At 64.7% G+C, this 18,961-nt stretch carries 23 protein-coding genes and 1 pseudogene; 5 read left to right on the forward strand and 19 right to left on the reverse strand.

The window, feature by feature from the left end; all coding sequences use genetic code 11:
• Nucleotides 1-24: 24 nt before the first annotated feature.
• The 3 genes from ACNQS7_RS02445 to ACNQS7_RS02455 are packed head-to-tail and all read left to right on the forward strand — an operon-like array spanning nucleotide 25 to nucleotide 1,647.
• Entirely contained in the window at nucleotides 25-282 is a 258-nt protein-coding gene (locus ACNQS7_RS02445; protein ID WP_418011276.1) for a hypothetical protein, read from the forward strand.
• Between the two features lie 32 nt (nucleotides 283-314).
• Nucleotides 315-719, forward strand: coding sequence for an NYN domain-containing protein (locus tag ACNQS7_RS02450; RefSeq protein ID WP_418011277.1), 405 nt, complete (start codon nucleotides 315-317; stop codon nucleotides 717-719).
• Nucleotides 709-1,647: an NAD(P)H-dependent flavin oxidoreductase gene (locus ACNQS7_RS02455; RefSeq protein WP_418011278.1), complete on the forward strand. Its 939-nt coding sequence runs from the start codon at nucleotides 709-711 to the stop codon at nucleotides 1,645-1,647. Before ACNQS7_RS02450 ends, ACNQS7_RS02455 begins: the two co-directional genes overlap by 11 nt.
• Here ACNQS7_RS02455 and ACNQS7_RS02460 read toward each other — a convergent pair.
• A complete protein-coding gene (locus ACNQS7_RS02460; protein WP_418011279.1) occupies nucleotides 1,640-1,951 on the reverse strand; it encodes a DUF4333 domain-containing protein in 312 nt (103 codons plus the stop codon). The two genes, ACNQS7_RS02455 and ACNQS7_RS02460, sit on opposite strands and share 8 nt — an antisense overlap.
• Before the next feature lie 352 nt (nucleotides 1,952-2,303).
• Here ACNQS7_RS02460 and ACNQS7_RS02465 point away from each other — a divergent pair, with 352 nt between their 5' ends.
• Nucleotides 2,304-2,552, forward strand: a complete 249-nt coding sequence (locus tag ACNQS7_RS02465; protein ID WP_418011280.1) for a hypothetical protein — start codon at nucleotides 2,304-2,306, stop codon at nucleotides 2,550-2,552.
• Nucleotides 2,553-2,557: 5 nt separating this feature from the next.
• On the opposite strand, the gene ACNQS7_RS02470 is transcribed toward ACNQS7_RS02465, so the two are convergent.
• The 18 genes and pseudogenes from ACNQS7_RS02470 to ACNQS7_RS02555 all read right to left on the reverse strand — a co-directional run bounded on the left by ACNQS7_RS02470 (nucleotide 2,558) and on the right by ACNQS7_RS02555 (nucleotide 17,666).
• Nucleotides 2,558-2,884 carry an excalibur calcium-binding domain-containing protein gene (locus ACNQS7_RS02470; RefSeq protein WP_418011281.1) on the reverse strand — a complete coding sequence of 109 codons (327 nt, stop codon included), beginning with the start codon at nucleotides 2,882-2,884 and terminating at the stop codon, nucleotides 2,558-2,560.
• Between the two features lie 9 nt (nucleotides 2,885-2,893).
• A complete protein-coding gene (locus tag ACNQS7_RS02475) occupies nucleotides 2,894-3,418 on the reverse strand; it encodes a DUF2510 domain-containing protein (protein ID WP_418011282.1) in 525 nt (174 codons plus the stop codon).
• A gap of 9 nt (nucleotides 3,419-3,427) precedes the next feature.
• Complete coding sequence (locus ACNQS7_RS02480; protein WP_418011283.1) at nucleotides 3,428-3,808, reverse strand: Ltp family lipoprotein; 381 nt, start codon at nucleotides 3,806-3,808, stop codon at nucleotides 3,428-3,430.
• Nucleotides 3,809-4,125: 317 nt separating this feature from the next.
• Nucleotides 4,126-4,515 (reverse strand): annotated as a pseudogene (locus ACNQS7_RS02485) (DUF222 domain-containing protein); the annotation flags it as partial.
• 270 nt (nucleotides 4,516-4,785) lie between these two features.
• Complete coding sequence (locus ACNQS7_RS02490) at nucleotides 4,786-5,427, reverse strand: CAP domain-containing protein (RefSeq protein WP_418011284.1); 642 nt, start codon at nucleotides 5,425-5,427, stop codon at nucleotides 4,786-4,788.
• A gap of 1 nt (nucleotide 5,428) precedes the next feature.
• Nucleotides 5,429-5,770, reverse strand: coding sequence for a DUF732 domain-containing protein (locus ACNQS7_RS02495; protein WP_418011285.1), 342 nt, complete (start codon nucleotides 5,768-5,770; stop codon nucleotides 5,429-5,431).
• Nucleotides 5,771-5,780: 10 nt separating this feature from the next.
• Nucleotides 5,781-6,263, reverse strand: coding sequence for a hypothetical protein (locus ACNQS7_RS02500; RefSeq protein ID WP_418015855.1), 483 nt, complete (start codon nucleotides 6,261-6,263; stop codon nucleotides 5,781-5,783).
• A gap of 5 nt (nucleotides 6,264-6,268) precedes the next feature.
• Entirely contained in the window at nucleotides 6,269-6,805 is a 537-nt protein-coding gene (locus tag ACNQS7_RS02505; protein WP_418011286.1) for a mammalian cell entry protein, read from the reverse strand.
• Complete coding sequence (locus ACNQS7_RS02510; protein ID WP_418011287.1) at nucleotides 6,772-8,214, reverse strand: MCE family protein; 1,443 nt, start codon at nucleotides 8,212-8,214, stop codon at nucleotides 6,772-6,774. Before ACNQS7_RS02510 ends, ACNQS7_RS02505 begins: the two co-directional genes overlap by 34 nt.
• Entirely contained in the window at nucleotides 8,214-9,350 is a 1,137-nt protein-coding gene (locus ACNQS7_RS02515) for a virulence factor Mce family protein (protein WP_418011288.1), read from the reverse strand. The genes ACNQS7_RS02510 and ACNQS7_RS02515 overlap by 1 nt, the downstream gene beginning before the upstream one ends.
• Nucleotides 9,347-10,600, reverse strand: coding sequence for a virulence factor Mce family protein (locus ACNQS7_RS02520; protein ID WP_418011289.1), 1,254 nt, complete (start codon nucleotides 10,598-10,600; stop codon nucleotides 9,347-9,349). Before ACNQS7_RS02520 ends, ACNQS7_RS02515 begins: the two co-directional genes overlap by 4 nt.
• Nucleotides 10,597-11,829, reverse strand: a complete 1,233-nt coding sequence (locus ACNQS7_RS02525; protein ID WP_418011290.1) for a virulence factor Mce family protein — start codon at nucleotides 11,827-11,829, stop codon at nucleotides 10,597-10,599. Before ACNQS7_RS02525 ends, ACNQS7_RS02520 begins: the two co-directional genes overlap by 4 nt.
• Nucleotides 11,826-12,854 carry a virulence factor Mce family protein gene (locus ACNQS7_RS02530; protein ID WP_418011291.1) on the reverse strand — a complete coding sequence of 343 codons (1,029 nt, stop codon included), beginning with the start codon at nucleotides 12,852-12,854 and terminating at the stop codon, nucleotides 11,826-11,828. The genes ACNQS7_RS02525 and ACNQS7_RS02530 overlap by 4 nt, the downstream gene beginning before the upstream one ends.
• A 34-nt stretch (nucleotides 12,855-12,888) precedes the next feature.
• Complete coding sequence (locus tag ACNQS7_RS02535) at nucleotides 12,889-14,223, reverse strand: MCE family protein (RefSeq protein ID WP_418011292.1); 1,335 nt, start codon at nucleotides 14,221-14,223, stop codon at nucleotides 12,889-12,891.
• Nucleotides 14,224-14,228: 5 nt separating this feature from the next.
• The gene (locus ACNQS7_RS02540) at nucleotides 14,229-15,044 is read right to left on the reverse strand and encodes an ABC transporter permease (protein WP_065163193.1); all 816 of its coding nucleotides are present in this window, start codon (nucleotides 15,042-15,044) and stop codon (nucleotides 14,229-14,231) included.
• A 9-nt stretch (nucleotides 15,045-15,053) separates the two neighbouring features.
• The gene (locus ACNQS7_RS02545) at nucleotides 15,054-15,827 is read right to left on the reverse strand and encodes an MlaE family ABC transporter permease (RefSeq protein ID WP_055578585.1); all 774 of its coding nucleotides are present in this window, start codon (nucleotides 15,825-15,827) and stop codon (nucleotides 15,054-15,056) included.
• Between the two features lie 169 nt (nucleotides 15,828-15,996).
• Complete coding sequence (locus tag ACNQS7_RS02550) at nucleotides 15,997-16,413, reverse strand: nuclear transport factor 2 family protein (protein ID WP_418011293.1); 417 nt, start codon at nucleotides 16,411-16,413, stop codon at nucleotides 15,997-15,999.
• Entirely contained in the window at nucleotides 16,410-17,666 is a 1,257-nt protein-coding gene (locus ACNQS7_RS02555; RefSeq protein ID WP_418011294.1) for a cytochrome P450, read from the reverse strand. The genes ACNQS7_RS02550 and ACNQS7_RS02555 overlap by 4 nt, the downstream gene beginning before the upstream one ends.
• Nucleotides 17,667-17,782: 116 nt before the next feature.
• Here ACNQS7_RS02555 and ACNQS7_RS02560 point away from each other — a divergent pair, with 116 nt between their 5' ends.
• On the forward strand, nucleotides 17,783-18,961 hold the full coding sequence (locus tag ACNQS7_RS02560; protein ID WP_418011295.1) for a LuxR C-terminal-related transcriptional regulator: 1,179 nt from the start codon (nucleotides 17,783-17,785) through the stop codon (nucleotides 18,959-18,961).

Raw genomic sequence — 18,961 nt, forward strand, 5'->3', positions numbered from 1 at the left:
CACTCGACGTGAAGGAGCGCTGTTGTGACCGACGAGCCCGAGATGGCCACTGTCCTGCGGCAGATGAAGGTCCCCGAGCGGATGAAGGGCAGTCAGGCGCTGCGGGATTTTCTGCTCATCTACGTCGACGACGAAGAGTCGGTTGCCGCCAATCCTGAACGGCTCAAGCAACTGAACGGCCTGATGATCCTGTCGCAACTGGAAATCATCAACGCGCTGGGGGCTCTGGAGGAAAGCGCCCAGAACTATGCCAGGACCACCCGTCGGCGTCGGTGGTTCTGAGCTTCGCCGCATCGAGAGTCGTACCGTGAGGTGTGCGGTGGATCGTCGACGGGATGAATGTGATCGGGAGTCGTCCGGACGGCTGGTGGAAAGATCGCCAGCGCGCCATGGTGGTGCTGGCGGACAGGCTGGACAGGTGGGCTCAGGCTGAGCAGGCAGCCGTCACGGTGGTGTTCGAGCGCCCGCCGTCGACGCCGATCGGCTCGTCGACGATCGAGGTGGCGTACGCGCCAAGGGCGGCGGCCAATTCGGCGGATGACGAGATCGTCCGGTTGGTCCGAGCCGATCCTCGGCCCAGTGACATCCGGGTCGTGACATCAGACAGAGCGCTGACCGAGCGGGTCCGGTGCCTCGGCGCGTCGGTGATCCGCGCTGAGGGTTTCCGTGACCTGATCGACCCGCGGGACACCAAACGTGGAGGGCCCCATGCCGATTGATCAGACCAACCGGTTGTGTGCGTTGGCGGGTATCGACATCCCGATCATCCAGGCGCCGATGACCTACATCGCCGGTGCGCAACTGGCGGCGGCGGTGTCCAACGCAGGGGCGCTCGGCATCATCGAGACCACCTCGGATCAGGGCCGTGCCGATGTGCAGCGGGTGCACGAATTGACCGACCGCCCCGTCGGGGCCAACATCGCGCTGCTCTTCAATCGCGACCCGGCGGTCGTAGATCTATTGGTTGCCAACAATATTCGCTTCGTCACCACGTCGGCGGGCGACCCGGGGCTGTTCACCGCCCGGCTGCATGACGCCGGTATCACCGTTTTTCATGTGGTCGGCACGTTGGTGGCGGCGCGGAAGGCCGTGGACGCCGGCGTGGACGGCGTGGTGGTTGAAGGGGTTGAGGGAGGCGGGTTCAAGAACCGCTTCGGAGCCTCGACGATGGTGCTATTGCCGCTGGTGGCAGCACATGTCAACGTGCCGATCGTGGCGGCGGGCGGCATCTGCGACGCCCGATCGATGGCCGCCGCGTTGGTTCTGGGCGCTGACGGGGTGCAGATGGGCACCCGCTTGCTGGCCTCCGCGGACTCGCCGGTGCACGGCAACCTCAAGCAGGCGGTGGTCCGCGCCGACGAGACGGGCACGGTGCTGCTGCCCCTCGACGGTAGACGGATGATGCGGGTGATCCGGACGGCTGCCGCTGAAAAGCTTGATGCCGCAGGGTCTTTCGAGGAAGGCGGTGCGGCGCTGCAACGGGTGCAGCGGCTCTACTTCGAGGGAGACATGGACGCCAGCGTGGCAAATACCGGTCAGGTGGCCGGACGTATCGACGATCTTCCGCCGGCCGCCGACATCATCGCGCGGATGTGGACGGGGTGCCGGGAGGTGTTGGCCGCCACCGCCGATCGGCTGCCTAACTAGGTCGGGAGTCGACGTCGTACAGCACTTGCTCGCCGTCAACTTTGATGACGCGCATGTGCGCGGTGTAGGGCTTGCCCTCCGGCCCGGTGAAGTGACAGTCGAACTGTTGGCCCACTTTGGCTTCCACGCCCGACGGGCAGCTCACGTCCGTCGGACGGAAACCGCTGCGCTTGGCGACGACGTCGACGACCGATTGTGCTGCCCCTTCGGGTTTGATGGTCGACTTGCTGCTGCACGCGGCCAAGAAGAGTGTCGTCAGACCGGCAAGCAGGCCTGCCGCCACGCGGGTGGAAAGGCTTATCATCGGCGAATCTCCTTCGCATTGGCGGCGAGTTGTTGCGATGAGCGTAGTGGAGTCACGGCACGCCAACGTTCCTGAGCTGTGAACCCAGGGTTCTGACTTGCTGCGGACGGTCAAGCGGGTTCGTCGTCTTCTTCGTTGGGGTCGGGGGCGAACAGCTTTTCCGGGTGGTGGAACGTGTTGGCCGTGATCCAAGTGGGCGGGCGGTAGCCATTCGGCGCGCCACTCTCGACAAACTATTTGTCTGTACCTACCGGGTCGAGGATCGTCAGACCAATGGCGCGGTGGCCCGAGCAGGTCTGAGTGACTTCGGCCTTGATCTGGATGATGTGACCGAGTTCCTGTGGGGTAAGAGATGACCGATGCTCGGAATGCCACCGAGACCACCATGAGCGTCCGCGATGTCCTTGTTGGGAAAGGGGCGGCGGACCACGTGGTGGAAGCAATTAGGCGTATGGGTGCACAGCGTTCAATGTCGGAGGAGCGCCTAAAAGAGCCGGAGCGCAGCCTCAAACCGCTCACTGAAGAGGAGTTGGCCGAGCACCTCAAGGTGGTCAGGCAGCGAGTTGAGGAGATGGTGAAGGCTGAATCCGCACCCGATTGAAAACGCTAGCCCCTACCCTTCTCGCACGCCCAGCCGTTCCCATCGCGGTCAAGGGCAGGGTGGTAGTCGGGATCTCCCCGGGGGATGTTGGTCTTGCCATCGGCCCAGGCCTCGGAGCAGTTCTTGTAGTGGTGCGGCAGGTTGGTAGTGGCAGGGTCGCTAGTGAGAACTGGACTTCGGGGTGGTGGGCCAGTCCGCTCTGCGCTGTCGAGCTTGACCCCCATGAGCGTCAGAACCACTGCGATGATCACCACCACCACCGCAATGATGATGCGGCGCTGTTCGGGGGTCGGTTGGAAGCGTCCCTCGGGACCCGCAGGTGATTCGGTCATGATGCTGCTCTAACTGGCGGTGGTTCGGCGCTTCAGCTTGGCGTTGCATTGCTCGCACGGAAAGGTGGCTGCGCTGGGTGGAACCGTCTGCACGTGCTGGCAGATGTGGCACTTCACTTTCACCAACTTCCCCTGCGAAACTGCGCGCGGCCCAGATGCCGTGGGCGCGCTGGGAGCGGCGTAGCGATACCCGCAGTGCTTGCAGACCTTGGCTGCGGCTAGGATTGTCTCCGCGCAGTCGGGGCATTTCTTGGTCCGCTCAGCTGCTTTCGAAGTGCTGCTTTTGGCGGGCGGCAGGGCGTTCCACTCGGTGCCATTCCAGAACCGCTGGTTTCCGTTGCCTTCAGGGTCGGGATACCACCCTGGTGGCGGTGCACTCGGCGGTAGGGAGCGCATGAACAGCTCGATGATGACGCCGATGATGCCGAGCAATCCACCCAGCAGTAGGCCTTCTGACCAGTGGCGGTTCTTGGACTTTGCGATTGCGGCTCCGATGGCCGCGCAGAACAGCCAGAGCAGGATGGCGACTTCCATGGTCTGGGGCTACAGCCCGACAGCAGAAACTCCGTACTCCGCCTGCGCGGCGGTGTACCCCTCATACATGAGCTGCTTGACCAGTCCGCTGTGGGAATAACCCGACATGTCCAGGTAGTCCTTCGCGGTTCGCACTGCCTGTGCGTTCCAGTCGACGCTCAGGCTGTCCACGGCATAGGTGGCGTCTGCGACTGAGAACCCCTCGTACTGCAGCTGCTTGATGAGCCCGGCACGGGAGTAGCCTGCCATGTCCAGGTAGTCCTTTGCCGTGCGCACCGCATTCTGCTGACTCTGCGGAGTGAGTGGCGCAGGAGCGGCTTGCGCCCCCGGAGCAACACCAAGGACACCGAAAGCTACGACCACCATTGCCAGAACACTGCGAACCGACATGACCCCTCAACCTCCCTGTTTGCTGGATGCAGGCAGGGAGCCTACGACGAGCGTTTGCAACAGAGGGGCCGAATCGGCAAACTCTTCGCATCTTCATGCCGGTAGTCCAGAAACGGCAAAAGGCCCCCGATGACCTCGGAGCTGAGCGGAAGAGGTGCGCTTGCTCTGACGAGGCCACCGGGGGCGGTGGGGGGTCTGGTGGGGGGCTTTGGGGAAGTGCCGAAGCACTCGGGTTTCCAGGTTGTCGCGCTTGTTGTCCAGGCGCTTCACGTCAGCGCGTAGGCCACGGAGATCCTGTTGGGTAGGCAGCTGCTCCTGTGCGCATCGCCGATCAGGCCCTGGCGTTGGGCGGCGGCGGTGGCGGTCAGCAGCGGCGCCAACGGCTCCCCGGTCAGTGCCCGGCGCTGGCCGAGGTCGTCGGCTTCGGCGATGCGCCGGTTGGCGTCGGCTTTGGTGATCCGCAGCCGCTCGGCCAGCGCCGCGGGCAGTTTGGCGCCGAGTTCCTCTTCGTTGGCTTGGGTTTTGAGGTGGTTGATCAACGTGTGCTGGGGGGTGCGCATCCGCCGGTGCACCTTTTCCAGGCGCTCCATGCCGCGCAGGAACTCCGGGGTGGTGAACGCGTCGAACGTCAAGTCGCACAGGCGATCAACAGCGGCGTCGAGTGCATCGAAGACCTCCACGATCTCTTCACGCGCACTCGATGCCATGCCCCCGATTTTACGAAGGGGCACTGACAACTTTTCGCGCCAAACCCTCTCAGCAGCGGCGTATTTCGCTCACGGAGAACCGCGGTGCCGAGAGTGCACACACTGCCATCGCGCTCGGTGTGTCGGCGGGATTCTATGTACGCGCGCGGCCCGAAAGGTATTGGTATCACCGGCGATATCACTTTCCACGGCCTAGTGCCAGCCGCTTCCTGGTACGCCTGTGACACCAGGGACTGCGACTCCCGGAAAGCCGATCCGATGACTGGCGACTTACTCCGGCGGTATTCCCGGAGGCGGGTTCACGCCACGCAGGATCCACGGAAACCAGTCGACGGCGTACTCGATCTCGTCGGTGGCGTCGTAATCCGGTCGAGGATCAAGGGGAACGTTCTCATGCACGGGCACAACGGACGAGGGCCTGGACGGCGGGACCACTGCCACATCCGGTTGCCCGTAGACCGCGACCACGACCGTCCGATCCGGACTGTTCTCCGACCACACGCCGATCTGACTGTTGGCGCAATTGGACATGATCGCGAAATACGCCGGCTCGTAATACCATTGGTTGATCAACTCGACGCCGCTGATCGACATGGCGGGATTGATCGCCACCGTTTCGGCGACCTTCCCGCGATAGCCGGCAGCGGCCGCCCGGTCCTGGGGCGCGGATCCGTCGGTCCCGATATCTCCGTTCAGGTTTCGGTTGTTCAGCACATCGAGCGTGTGCCATTGTGCGGCCAGCTGCAGCTGCGGGTTGATCCTGACATCGTTGGTGCAGCCGGCCTGGTGCTGGACGGTGAAAACGTTGGCGACCAAGCTGTCGTTGAGGCGCTTATTGTCCGCGTGCGCGCAGGGCACCCCCGCCACGGCGGCAAGAGGCAGCGCTGAGAGTGTGAGCATGAGGCGCCGCATGTCAGTCTCCAATCCGATAGTTGGCCGCGGAGTTTCGCAGCTGCCAAATCAGCGCGGGGCACAACTCGTTGACAGCCTGACTCAGGAGATAAGACGCCTGATATTCGTCGGTGGTGTTGAAGTCGGTCTTGATATCGCCGATCAGCGAAGCGTAGCTGCTTCCCTCGGAAATCCTGTCGCACAAACTGTTTCCATACCTCAGTGCGTCATCGGCATTGGCGAAGCCGTAGCCGGGACGCATGGTGACGTTGACCAGATAGGCCACCGCATCCGCGTTGGCACGGGGTGCCGCGCCTGCGAGGAACAGTGCTCCCACGAGTATGAGAAAGCCGGACCGGCGCATCGACATCACCTCAGACCGGGTCGAAATGCGAGATCAGCCAACGCCCGTCCCGCTTATCGAGGGTCACCCGCACGTTGGATGCGGTGCTGGTCGGGGCGTCCTGGCCCACCGTGACGGTCTGGCTCACGAACAGCAACACCACGGCATGACTGTCGGTGGCCGAAACCGATGCGGCTCCCCCGACGGTCGCCACCGCTGAGATCTGCTTTTGTCTGGCGCCGGGAATCACGACGTCACGGGTCAATTGGCGGTAAGCATCCAGGAAATTACCGGTCAACCTGGCGCGTGCGGCATCGAGATCCTGCTGGACGGTGTCGGGCTTGTAGGACAACAGCGCGACGGTTCCCTCGCTGGCGGCGCGCGTGGATTCCGCACGTGCCACAACCGCGTCGCGCACGGAGGTGTCCTGCCATTTCAGCCAGCCGGCAGCGGCTGCCAGCGACAACGCCAGCGCCGGCAGCAGCCCGTAGGTGAGCACCCGCGACCACTTGATCGCGCTCATGGCACGAATCCTACGTTGGAAACCTTGACTTGATCGCCGATCTTCGCAACTGTGATCCGCATTCGCCACATCCGTGGAACCGGTTCGGCTTCGCCGGCATTTGACGTCCGCACCGACACCTCCACCAGTGCTTGCGCAGAATCGTTGGCCTGCGATTCCAGCCCGGCCTCGGTGATGGTGCCGACCGTGCTGGCCTTGGCTTGCGTCAGCACCTCGATGAACGGCCCTGACCGCCGGGCAAAGTCGTTGTAGAACTCCCCCGTTGCGCCGTCCAGGATTCGCCGCACGTCAACGTCGGCGTGCTGCCAATCGATGGTCGTCAGGTTCAGCGCGCCCTGCCTGGCCACCTGCAGGAACTGATTGCGCTGGGCCTGAGCTTGTTGCGACTGGTGGGCGCGGAAACCGAGCCAGGACGTCAGCGTTGCCAGGACGACGACCGCGACCACGCCGAACACGGTCGCCCATCCGTGGGGAGACAGAGTTCTTCCGGCCCGGATCTTCAGTTGCCCGGCGGCAGCAGCATCGATTGCCATGTTCTGTCCTTCGGCGCGGGTTGAGCCAGATCTGATCGGGTGTACTGGCGCCCATCGGGTCCGGTGTAAGTGCCAGTGGCGGGGTCGTATTCGGCGGCGGCTATCGGAAGTGGCGTGGGCAGCGGCGCGGCCGCGGGTGGCAGCTGTGGAATCCCTTGGCCGGACAGCGTCGCGTTGGGGTCGCCCTTCCAATTGAAGCCGTCGTTGAGCGGCACGTACTGCTCAGTGCTCTCGCACAGTTTCACCGTGGGCGCGCGTTTGCCGGGCACCGTTTCACACGGGATGTTCCGTGCGCCACGCACATTGAGCGGCGAGTCCTGGGGCACCCGGCAGTAGAGATCGCCGGCCGGGCGGCCCGGGTAGTCCTCGAAGGTCGGGATGCGCTGCTGCTGGGCCGGCAGGAATCCGGTCGTGCACGGCGGCGGCAGGTTGAGGTTCAGGTTGAAACTCAAGTACTGCCCCCGATATCCCTGCTTGGTATTCAGATTGGCCAGGATCCCTGCCTGTTCGGCCTCGATCGACCTCGGGAACACGACGAGCAGTTGTTCGATGTCGTTTTGATAGGTGACTGCCACCTGGCCGATGCTGACCAGGTTGGCCAGCAGGATCGGTAGCGTCGGTTGCACACGTTCGATCAGCTGACGCACTTCCTGCAGGGCCGGACCGCCGCGGTCGATGACGCCGCCGACCGCGCCGTCATGTGCCTGCAGGTCCGCGGTGACGGTGGCCAGGTGCGATGCCCACCCCGCGATCGCATCGGAGGTGTGCGTCTGGGAGTCGAGCACCGGTGGCGCCCGGTCGATCAGCGTCAGCAGTGGGTCGAGGTTCTTGCGGGCATCGATGGCCAGGGTCGTCGAACCGGTGACCAGCCGGGAGAGTTCGGGACCCAATCCGCCTACGGCCGTGTAAGATTCGTCGACAACGGTCTGCAGGTTGTCGCGTGGTATCGCGGCTATCGCGGAGTTCGCGGCGCTGAGCAAGCCGTTGATATCAGGTGGCACCGAGGTGTTGGCCAGCGCGATGACGTCACCGTCTTTCAACGGCGGCGAACTGGCGCTGCGGGGCAGCAGTTCTACGTACGACTCACCGATCGCGGTGTGGCTGTGCACCTCCGCCTTGAGATCGGACGGGATATCGATGCCCGATTTCAGTGACAACACCGCTTCGACGCCGGCGTCGGTGAGCCGCACGGATTCCACCCGGCCCACTTCGAAGCCGCGGTATGTGACGTTGCCGGTGCCGTAAAGACCACCGGATTCCGGCAGTTGCATCGTCACCGTGTATCTGCCGACGCCGAACAACATCGCCGGCAATTTGACGAAGTGCAGGAACGTCACGGCCAGTACGCTGAGCGCGATCACGCCGAAAACGGCCAGCTGGATGATGATTCGCCGCGGTAGGTGTAACACTAGGGCCCCTGCTCGAAGTGGTACGGGGCCGTCAGCGGATTGCCCGGGGTGCCCCGGAAGCCTCCGGTGCACGGACTCGGGAACTGGCCGATGGTGCGGCCCCACTGCAGCTCCAACTGGGTCAGATGGCACTCCCACCGGGTGCCGGTGAAGATCCCCTGGTCGATCCGGCTGAGCGTGAGGTCGACGATCGCCGTCAGATTCGCGTAGTCGCCGCGCTGAAAATTCTGGAACGTCTCGTTCGGGAACGGGAAGGTGCCCAGCAGGGACAGCGATCGGGTCAGGCTCGGACCGGCATCGGCCAGCGACTCCAAAACCGGGCCCAGTTGCGCCAATTCACTGAGGACGCTGGACTTGGTCTTGTTGACCGAGTCCGCTGTCAAAGCGCTGAACTTGCTCAACTGATCGGCGGCCTCGACGAGTTTACCGCGCTCCTCATTGAGCACCGCGAGCGCGTCGGGGATGGTCGCCAGCGCGCGGTCCAGGACGGGTTGCTGAGCGGCGAATTTGCCGACGAGTCGGTTCAAACTCTCGGTGGCGGCGATGATGTCGCCGGATTGATCGTTGAGGTATGCGGAGAACTGGTCCAGCTGACCGATCAAACTGCGCACGTCATGCTCACGACCGCGGAACGCGGTGCTCAATGCCTCGGTGATGTCTTGAATCTGGCCCAGTCCGCCGCCGTTGAGTACCAGGGACAACGCGGCCAACGTCTGCTCAGTGCTCGGATAGGCACTGCCGCGAGACAGCGGGATCACGGCGCCGGCACTCAGCTTCCCCTGCGGCGCCTGATCTTTCGGTGCCGACAGCTCGATGTGATACGAGCCGAGCAGGCTGGTGGTGCCGATCTTGGCGGTGGCGTTCGCCGGCAGCTCGACGTCGCCGTTGAGTCGCATGGTCACCAGGGCATGCCAGCCCTGGCGCTCGATCTTGGTCACATGGCCGACCGTGACGTCCGCGACGCGGACCCGCGAGTTGGCCTGAATGTTGTTGACGTCGGGCATCTGCGCCGAGACCAGGTAGGAACCGGACCCATTGCCTTCCGTGCCGGGCAGTGGCAGTGAGTTCAGTCCATGCCAGGCGCAACCGGAGACTGCGAGGGAGAGCGCCAGCACGAGGGCCACGAGCCTGTTCATGAGCCATCTCCGGGCGGCAGCATCAAGCCGGGCAGGCCCGCCGCGGGGTCGGGATGCACCGTCGGACCCGGCGGGACGAAGTCAGGGCGCATCCAGTCCTCGCTGTAGGTGATCTCATTGGGTCTGGCCTGGGCGCCGACGAACAGGTTCTCCCCCAGTGGCGGGAAGTTGTACTGGCGGTTCTTGACGATCGGAGCCATGTACTGCGCACAGAGCTTCGCGGCCTGTTCGCCGCCCAGTCGCGATGCCGCCTGAATTGCCCCACACAGGAAGGCAATTGGATTGGCCATGTTGGTACCGGCCAGCGCTCCGGTCAGCGATCCGTTGGCCGGCTCGAAGATGTTGTTGAAGTTCTGCAACACGGTCGGACTGATGTGCAGGGTCTGCTTGATGTCGTCGAGGCTCGCGACGAGCGTCTGGGTGATCGACGAGAGTTTGTCCGAGGCCGTGCCGATGGCCTCGCGGTTGTCCGCGGCGAAGCTCTGCACGTCGGCGACGACGGCGTTGAGGTCCTCGGCCGCCGCGGCAACCTTGTGCGGATCGTCGGCCAGAAGCGACGAAACCGAGGCCAGGTTCTGGTTGAGGTGCTCGAGCAGGTCCGCGCTGTCGTGCAGTGCGGTCACCAGAGTTGACAGATTCTTCAGGGTCGCGAAGATGTCGTTGCTGTGGTCGCCGAGCGCGGAAACCGCCTGGGACAGTTTGATGATGGTGTCGCGAATGGTGGCGCCCTGGCCCCGCAGATTGTCCGCCGCGGTGTTGATAAGAGCACCCAGTGTGCTGACGCCACCGGGGCGAGTGGGTTTCAGCAACTCGGTGAGCCGCTGCAGCTGGTTGCGCAGGTCGTCCCATTCGACCGGCACCGCGGTGCGGTCCTGCGGGATGACCGCGCCGTCGGCCATGGCTGGTCCGCCGGAATACGGCGGCGTCAGCTGAATCGCCCGGCCGGTCACCAGTTGCGGTGACAGGATCGCCGCCTTGGCATCGGCGGGAACCTTGTGCCGGGGGTCGAACCAGAACGTGATCTTGGAGCGCAGTGGTTGCGGTTCGATCTTGATGATCTTGCCCACCGGCACTCCGCGGATGCGGATGTCGTCTCCGGCGAACAGGCCGCTGCTGTTGTCGAAGTAGGCGACCACCACCGTCCGTTCGGTTTCACCGGCGGTCCGCATCGCGACGATCACCCCGGCGACGAACACCAGCGCAAGGGTGGTCGCCAGCACCGAGCGGGCACGGCGCAACCTGGCCGTCATGGAGTGCCTCCCGGTTGCCGGGCCGGTGGCCCGGGCGGCGGCCCACCGGGCGGCGGGGCCGGCGGCTCCGGACGGTACGGGTAACGCGGATCGCCGGGGTTTCCGGTGATCGCGTCGGGCAGATTCAGTCGCGGTTCGCCGCCCTGACCGGTCCGCGGGTACGGGACCGGCAACGCCGGGGTGCCCGGCTGACCGGTCGGGGGGTCCGTCAGTTGCGACGGCAGCAGGGTCGCCGGATCCAGTCCGAGATCGGAGAAGGCGGCGCCGATGAACGGCTGGACGAACTGACCGGGCAACAGGTTGACCACATAGGCCTTGAAGAACGGGCCCGACGATAGTGATTCGCCGAGCGACATCACGTAGGAATTGAGCAACGGAAGGGCCTGCTGCAGGCGTTCCTTGCGATTCTCGACGATGGCCAGGACGCCGTTGAGCTTGTCCAGCGCCGGGCGCAGCTGCTGACGATTCTCGGCGATGAAACCCTGCAACTGCTTCGACACCGCCGAGATGTTCCCCCAGATCTGATCCAGCGCCGCGCTCTGCGTGCGCAGCTGGGCCAGCACCGCGTTGGTGTCGCGCACCAGGTCGACGATCTGGTCGGTGCGCTTGGCAAGCACGCCCGTCGCCTTCGCCGCATTATCGAGAAGGCTGCGCAATTGGGCATCGCGCTCGTCGAGGGTCTGCGCGAGCCTGGCCACCCCCTTGACCGCGTTCCGGAAGTCTGCCGGTGTGTCGGCGAAGGTTTGCGACAGCGTGTCCAGCGACGCGGACAGCTGGCTGGTGTTCAATCCACTGATGGTGGTGGCCAGATCGCCCAGGGCGTCCGGCAATTGGTAGGGCGACATGGTGCGCTCGATCGGGATCGGGCCGGTGAGCCGGCCGTCGCCCCGCGGTAGGACGTCGAGGAACTTGCTGCCCAACAGGCCCTTGGTCTTGATCGCCGCCTCGGTGCGGTCGCCGAGTCGAACGTCGGTGTCGATGTTGAACGTGACCAGCACGCCCGGTCCGTCGAGCTCGATGCTGGACACCTTGCCCACCGGGTAGCCGGATACCTCGACGGTGTTGTCGGTCCGCAGGCCGCCCGCGTCGGCGAAATAGGCTGAGACGGCCTTGCCGTGGTCGAAGAACGGTAGGTGCTGGTACTGCAGGGCGCCCACCACCGCCGCGGTGACCAGTGCGATGCCCGTCGTCCCGATGACCAGCCGGTTGCGTTCGGCGAAGCTTTTCATTTCGGCGCGCACCGTCCCGTCGGCTGCCCGGCCACCTTGACGTACACCGGTTGGCCGCCTTTGCCGTTGACCTTGAGCACCACGTCGCACAGGTAGAAGGCGAAGAAATCGCCGTACATGCCTTGGCGCACCAGCGCCTGGTATCTGTCCGGCAGTGTGTTGAGCAGGTTGTCGAGGTAGTCGTGGTCGGCCAGAGCGATGCCGGCGACCCGGTCGGTTTCGTGCACTACTTTGGTGAACGGCGCGCGAGCCTGGGACAGCAGATCGGCTATCGATCCCGATGCGGCGTTGGTGTATGCCACCGCGTTGGAGATGTCGGTCTTGCGTTCGGCCAGACCGTGCACCAGTTGGGAGAGTGCGACGACCGCCTGGTCGAGCCGATCGCTCTGGCCGCCAAGCGAACCCAGGACGACGTTGAGATTGTCGACTACCTGCCCAATCAACTGGTCACGGTCGGCCAGCGTGTTGGTCAGGACCGCGGCCTGGTCAAGGAACGAGTTGATGGTGGGACCCTGCCCCTGGAACGCTTGCAGCAGTTGCTCACTCAGCGCGTTGACCTGGTCGGGGTTCAGGGCCCGGAAAAGCGGTTTGAAGCCACCGATCAGTGCGTCCAGATCCAGCGCGGGTTTGGTTCGCGCCAGCGGAATCGTCTGGCCGGGACGAAGAACGGCAGGGCTCCCGGCGCCCTCCTCGAGCGCCAGATAGCGGTCGCCGAACAGGTTGTCGTAGCGGATGACGGCCCGGGTGCCTTCGGTGAGCGTGACCGAGTCGTCCGCGGTGAACTCGACGCGCACTGTTGCGTCCGGATTGATCGATATCCTGGTCACCTTGCCCACTTCCACGCCGGCAATGCGAACCAGCTTGCCCTGCCGCAGGTTTGAGACGTTCGTGAATTCGGCGTAGTAGGCCTTGCCGTCGGCGAACCGCACCTCTCCGAAAACCGCGATCAACACGAATGCCGTCAGCAGACAAACTGCCAGAAAGACGCCGAGGCGCAGGACTACGCCCCTCAGACTGTCCCGCATGGATGTTCTCCTGCTCTGGTGGTTGCTTCTCGGATCACGGCGGGCCCTCCGCGGGCGGTACTCCGGGCCACAGCGGCACTCCCCCGGGCCCGTAAAGTGCCGCACCGTATGGCGGACCGCCCGGGTTCGGGCCGACGGCCGGCCCAGGGAGGCACTGCCGGATGGACGGTGGCTCGGGTACGGCGCGGGTGACCGGGAAATAGTCGGCCCAACACGGGTGTCCGAGGCCGGGATTGGGCCGGATGTCGATGCCGGTGCCCCACCCGGTGTTGGTGACGAGTTCGCGCACCGGGAAGTTCTTGCTGGCGTCGGGCAGTGACCCGCAGCCGGGTCTGCCGCCGGGACCTCCTTTGGCGGCCACCAGCGGCAGGTTGTCGGGAAATACGTACGGGTCGTTGCCCAGTAACAGGGCCACATCAAGTTGAAGTGTGCGGCCGTCTGCGCCACCCCATGCCTCGTAGCCGCCGTTGTTGAGGTACCAGGTGACGCCCTGCAGGAAGCACGTGTATTCGGGGCTGTATTTGCCGAGCAGCCGGGTGGTCGGCTCCAGCAGGTTGACCGACGCGACCAGATCGTCCCTGCTCCTGCCCAGCAGGGTGGTTCCGGAGCTCGACAAGCCAATGACATTGAGCAGCAAGGAGTCCAGCTCCTTGGCGTGGCTGACGACGGTGGTGCTGGTGGTGCTGGCGGAGTCCAGGATGGTCAGGATGTCCTGTGCCGCGGCGTCGTAGGTGTCGGAGAAGTTCTTCAGCGACTTCCAGTCCCGACGGATGGTCTCGCTGCGGGCGTTGAGTGCCGTCAGGACTTCGTTGAGATCCGTGGCGGCCCTTCCGATCCGCTCACCCTGTCCGCGCACGGCGTCGGCTACCGCGGTCAGCACCGCGTTGAGTTTGAGCGGGTCGATGACGTTGAGCAGGCTGACCACGTTCTCGAAGACGGTGTTGATCTCCGTGCTGACGTTCTTCGAGTGCAGAGCCGCGCCGGCGGCCAGCCTCGCACGACTCGGATGCTGCGGTGCGACCAGTTCGACGAATTTGGCGCCGAATGCGGTGGTTGCGCTGATCTGCGCCTCGACATTGGCTGGGATGTAACGCATTTGGTCCGGCTCGAGTTGCAGGACGAGCCGGGTGCCCGACTTGTCGTCAGCGATCTGGCTGACCCGGCCTATCTGCACACCGCGCATCATGACCTTCGCGTCGGTGTCCATCACCAGCCCGGAGCGGTCCGCGGTCAGCGTCACCGGTACGTACGAGCGCAGGGTTCCGTCGAAGGACACCGCCGTCACGAGGACGACGATTCCGATGGTGGCCAACAGGATCAGCGTCCACCACCCGTCGTGCAGACGGTGTCGACCCGGACCACGGTTCATCGCGACTAGCTCGCCAGGTGGAAGTTCGGGGACTGGCCGTAGATGGCCAGCGTCATGATGACGATCGCGATCGACGCGATCACCATGGACGCGCGCACCGCCCGGCCCACGGCCTCACCCACGCCGGCCGGTCCACCGTGCGCGGTGTAGCCGTAGTAGGTGCACACCAGCATGATCACCAGGGCCACCACGACGACTTCGAAGGACGACCAGAGGACGTCGGTCGGACGAAGGAAGGTGTTGAAGTAGTGGTCGTAAACGCCGGAACCCTGCCCGTAGACGACCGTGGTGCCCAGGCGAGCGGCCAGATAGGCCGTCATGAGGCCGACACAAAACAGTGGTACGGCGACGATTACGCCCGCCAGCACCCGGGTGCTCGCCAGATAGCTGACGCTGCGGATGCCGATCACCTCGAGTGCGTCGATTTCCTCGTTGATCCGCATCGCTCCCAACTGCGCGGTGGCACCGGCGCCCACGGTGGCCGCCAGCGCGACCATCACCGTTCCGGGCTGGATCTCGCGGGTGTTGAAGAACGCGGATGCGAAGCCGGTCAGGGCCTCTACTCCCACCGAGGCGAACTGGTTGTAGCCCTGCACCGCGACGATCGCCCCGGTGGTCATGGCCAGGAACCCGACGATGACGACCGTGCCCCCGATGACCGCGAGAGTGCCCACACCCAAACCCATCTGGGCGATCACCCGAAGCAGTTCACCGCGATAGTGCAGGACGGCATCCGGGATACCGGTCAAGGTGCTCACGTAGAACCGCATCTGGGATCCCAGCCGATTCCATTCGGCCGCAACGCTTTGAGTCATCGTCATGGCATCACCTCACGACACCATGAACGGCATGCCGACCGCGGTGACGATGATGTTGATCACGAACAGCACGATGAAGGCGAACACCACCGTCTCGTTGACCGCCCGGCCGACGCCGGCGGGGCCACCGCCCACCGACATGCCCTTGTAGCAGGCGATCAATCCCGCCATCAGCCCGAACAATGTCGCCTTGATCATCGAGATGATGACGTCGATGGTGTGGGTCAGTGTGGTGAGCCCGCTGACCCAGGCGCCCGCTGAGACGTGCATGAGGAAGACCGAGCAGAAGAAGGCGCCGATCAAACCGGTCGCGGTCACGATCGAACTCAGGGCCAGCGAGATGGTGGTGGCGGCCAGCACCCGGGGAACCGCAAGTGCCTGAATCGGATTGATGCCCATTACGCGCAACGCATCCAACTCCTCGCGGATGGTTCGCGCACCAAGGTCGGCGCACATCGCGGTGGATCCGGCGCCGGCGACCACGAGCACCGTCACGATAGGGGCGCTCTGATCCACAGTGAAGATCGCGCAGCCCGTTCCCGAAAAATCCGCGGCGCCGATGTCGGTCAGCAGGACATTGAACAGAAAACCCGAAATCACCGCCCACGGGATGGTCATCAAAATGCCTGGGAGCGTTGACACCCGGGCGACGAACCAACACTGCAGCAGGTACTCCCGCCAGGCGAACGGAGGCCGGAACATGGCCAGGAAGGTGTCCAGCGACATTGCGAAGAAGTCGCCGATCGCGCGGACCGGCTTAGCCGCCTGGCCGACCGCGATCACCATGTTGCCGCGTACCCCCCGGGCTGGTCGAAGTGGACGTGTGACATCCGCGAGGGTACGCGGAACGCGGCGCTCATGTCCATAGACGATACGCGCATTATTCCGCCTTGGTGAGGTAAATTGCCAAGCAAATAACCACTTGCTGGCAATGATGTATCTTGCTGGTACCGCCCTAGTGGCTGACGGCCGGGGTGAAAGCCTGCAGTGTCAGCGCCGAGTTCATGAAGTCGCGGAAGTGCAGCCAGCGACCGTCGCGCAGGGTGATGATGTGGGCGAACTCCGATTCCCATTCGTGTCCGGTGGCCGGCCGGCGAAACCGTTGTCGCCCCCAGGTTGCGAGATCGTCACCCTGAGCGATGAACTTCCACGCCTGCATTTCGACGATCTCGATGTGCTGCCCCACTGTGGTGAAGAACCGCACCGCTTCCTCGATGCCCCGGTAATCGCCCGCGTAGGGAATGCTTTCGGTGCCGTAGTAGGTGATGCGGACTTCGGGATCCAGGTGTGTGAGTGCGGTCTGCAAATCGCCCGCCGGAACCGCGGCGTAGACGGCTCTGGTCGCTGCGATATTGCGTTCGATGATCGTCATGAAAGGTGAAGGGGCAGGCGAACATACGCGTGGGTCAGTAGGCTGGCGGTCTGTTTGGAGCCGGGGTCGTCGGTCAGGGTGATCGTCGAATAGCGATCCAGCACAGCGTTGAGCACCGACATGACCTCCAGCCGCGCGAGCGCAGCGCCGAGGCAGAAGTGCAAGCCGTGGCCCAGCGAGAGTTGTTGGCGGATGTTCGGCCGATCGAGGTCGAGGCGGCCTGGGTCGGGGAACACGGCGGGATCGCGGTTGGCCGAGCCGAAGAACAATGCCACCCAGTCCCCCGCGCGGATCAGCTTGCCGTCGATCTCGACGTCGCGGGTGGCGATACGGAAGAGGCGTTGTGGTGGTCCGTCGAGCCGCATCGTCTCTTCGATGAAGATGTTGAGTAGGGTGCGGTCGGCGCGAACGCGCATCTGTACCTGGGTTTCCCGTGCCAGGGCGTGCAACAGGTTGCCGATGAGGAACGTCGTGGTCTCGCTGCCGGCGACGACCAGCGTGACGCAGAACCGCACGATTTCCTCCGGCGTCAGCCGCTGCCCGTCGACCTCGGCGCGCAAGAGCGCGGAGATCAGATCCTCGGCGTCTTCCACATCTTCTCCGCCGTCCTCCCCACCGACGCCGGGCGGCCGTTGCGCCAACCGGGCCGTGTGCTCGGCGAGTCGAGTGGCGAACGTCGCCACCATCTCCTCGTTGCTCGCCATGCGCTCCTGCGGTGTCAGCGTCGACGACAGCATGAACGCGTTGGCCCAACGCCGGAACCGGACGTGGTCGCCGTCGGGTAGTCCCAGCAGTCGGACCATGGCCCGGGTGGGAACCTCGGCGGCGAACTCCATCACCTCCACGTCACCGGTGCCGAGGTCGTCGAGCAGGCGCGGTACCAGTTCGCTCAACCATCCTTCGAGGCGCTTGACGCGCCGTGGCGAGAAAGCCTGGCTGACCAGCTTTCGTTCAACTTCGTGTTTGGGTGGGTCGGTGTTGACGAGCATCAGGCTGGGTGCGGACGAGGCCTCCTGTAAGGGGTCCCGCGAGGAGAACGTGGTGCTGTCGCGGGCGGCCGCGTGGACCTGGTCGTAGCGGAACAGGGCCCAGGCAGTGACTGGTTCGTCGGCCCCGGGCACTGTCCCCGGGGGCCAATCCCGGTATCCCGCAACGGGAGAGGGCTGGCGCAGCTCGTCATAGAGGGGATACGGGTTAGCGATGCCATCGGGTGTGGTCAGCATCTCGATGGCTGGAATGGTCGTGAATGACATGTCGATCAGCTTCGGCCTGCGGTGACGACAAAGCGATCCCCCGTTGGGGAGGACTCCTGCCCCCGTAGGAGGGGAATTTGCGGATTCTCTGGCTTCACTGCCCTTGCCGGAGGACAGTGAGCTTCGTGATCGATGACCAGATCCTGGGCACGCTGGCCGACGGCGACCACCCGGGCTGGCAGTCGCGACCGCTGCGGGAGACCGACGCCGCTCGCCGCTACCGCGACGCGTTTGACGGGTGCGGGGTCGACCCTACGGACGACCCATTGGCGGTCGTCGCCGAAGCTATCGACGCCAAGGCCTCGGTGGTACGCAATGCACTCGAAGCGGCCGGGAAGCTGTCCGCGACCGATGCGCTGGAATCGCTGCTGGATCTGTGCGCACTGGAACGGGAGCTGATCGAGGACGGCGCGAAGCGGCGGACCTTCGCGCTGTTGGCCGTGCAGGAGGCGTTGAGCAAGCTGCGCGCAGTCGATGATGTGGCGACGATCGTCGACCGGGCCCCGCGCGAGCTGGTTGAGTCGTGCGGATTCGACCGCGCCGTGCTGTTCCGGGTGCACGAGGGCCGAATGGTCATGGAATCAGCCTATTTCGGTGACGATGCGGCGGGTGCGGAGAAGATGGTCACGTTCGCACAGTCGGTGGCGCCGATGCTGGATCACATGCTGATCGAGACTCAGATGATCCGCCGTCACGCGCCCGCGATCGTGCGGGACGCCCGCAACGACCCGCGCGTCAACCGGCCGATTGTGGACTTCTCGCTGACGCACTCGTACGTGGCCGCACCGGTGATGCCGACGGGCAAGGTGATCGGGTTTCTGCACGCCGACCGGCTCTATTCGGGGCGCATCGTGGACGAGATCGACCGGGACACGGTGTGGGCCTTCGCTGAAGGTTTCGGATATGCCTACGAGCGCACGGTGCTGCTGGAGCGCATGCGCCGGCAGCACAGCGAAGTGTTGCGTGCGTTGGCGTCCGCTGATGAGGCCGCCCGCGCCTTGCAGGACGCCGATCTGGACCTCCGCAAGATCGAACCGGTTGAACGCAGTCCGGCCGCGAGGTCGTTGGCGGAAGTCCAGACGCGGGTGATGGCCATGCTGACACGGCGCGAGGTGGAAGTGCTGCGGCTGATGGCGGCCGGTCGCACCAACCAGCAGATCGCCGACGAGCTGGTGATCTCGGCGGGAACGGTCAAGTCACACGTCAAAAGGGTGCTGCGCAAGCTCAACGCGACCAATCGCGCGGAGGCCGCGTCGGCCTATGTGCGGTTGGCCTCTGTGCCCGACTTGGGTTGA

This window comes from Mycobacterium sp. 23, from assembly GCF_048287075.1.
Classification (GTDB): domain Bacteria; phylum Actinomycetota; class Actinomycetes; order Mycobacteriales; family Mycobacteriaceae; genus Mycobacterium; species Mycobacterium gordonae_B.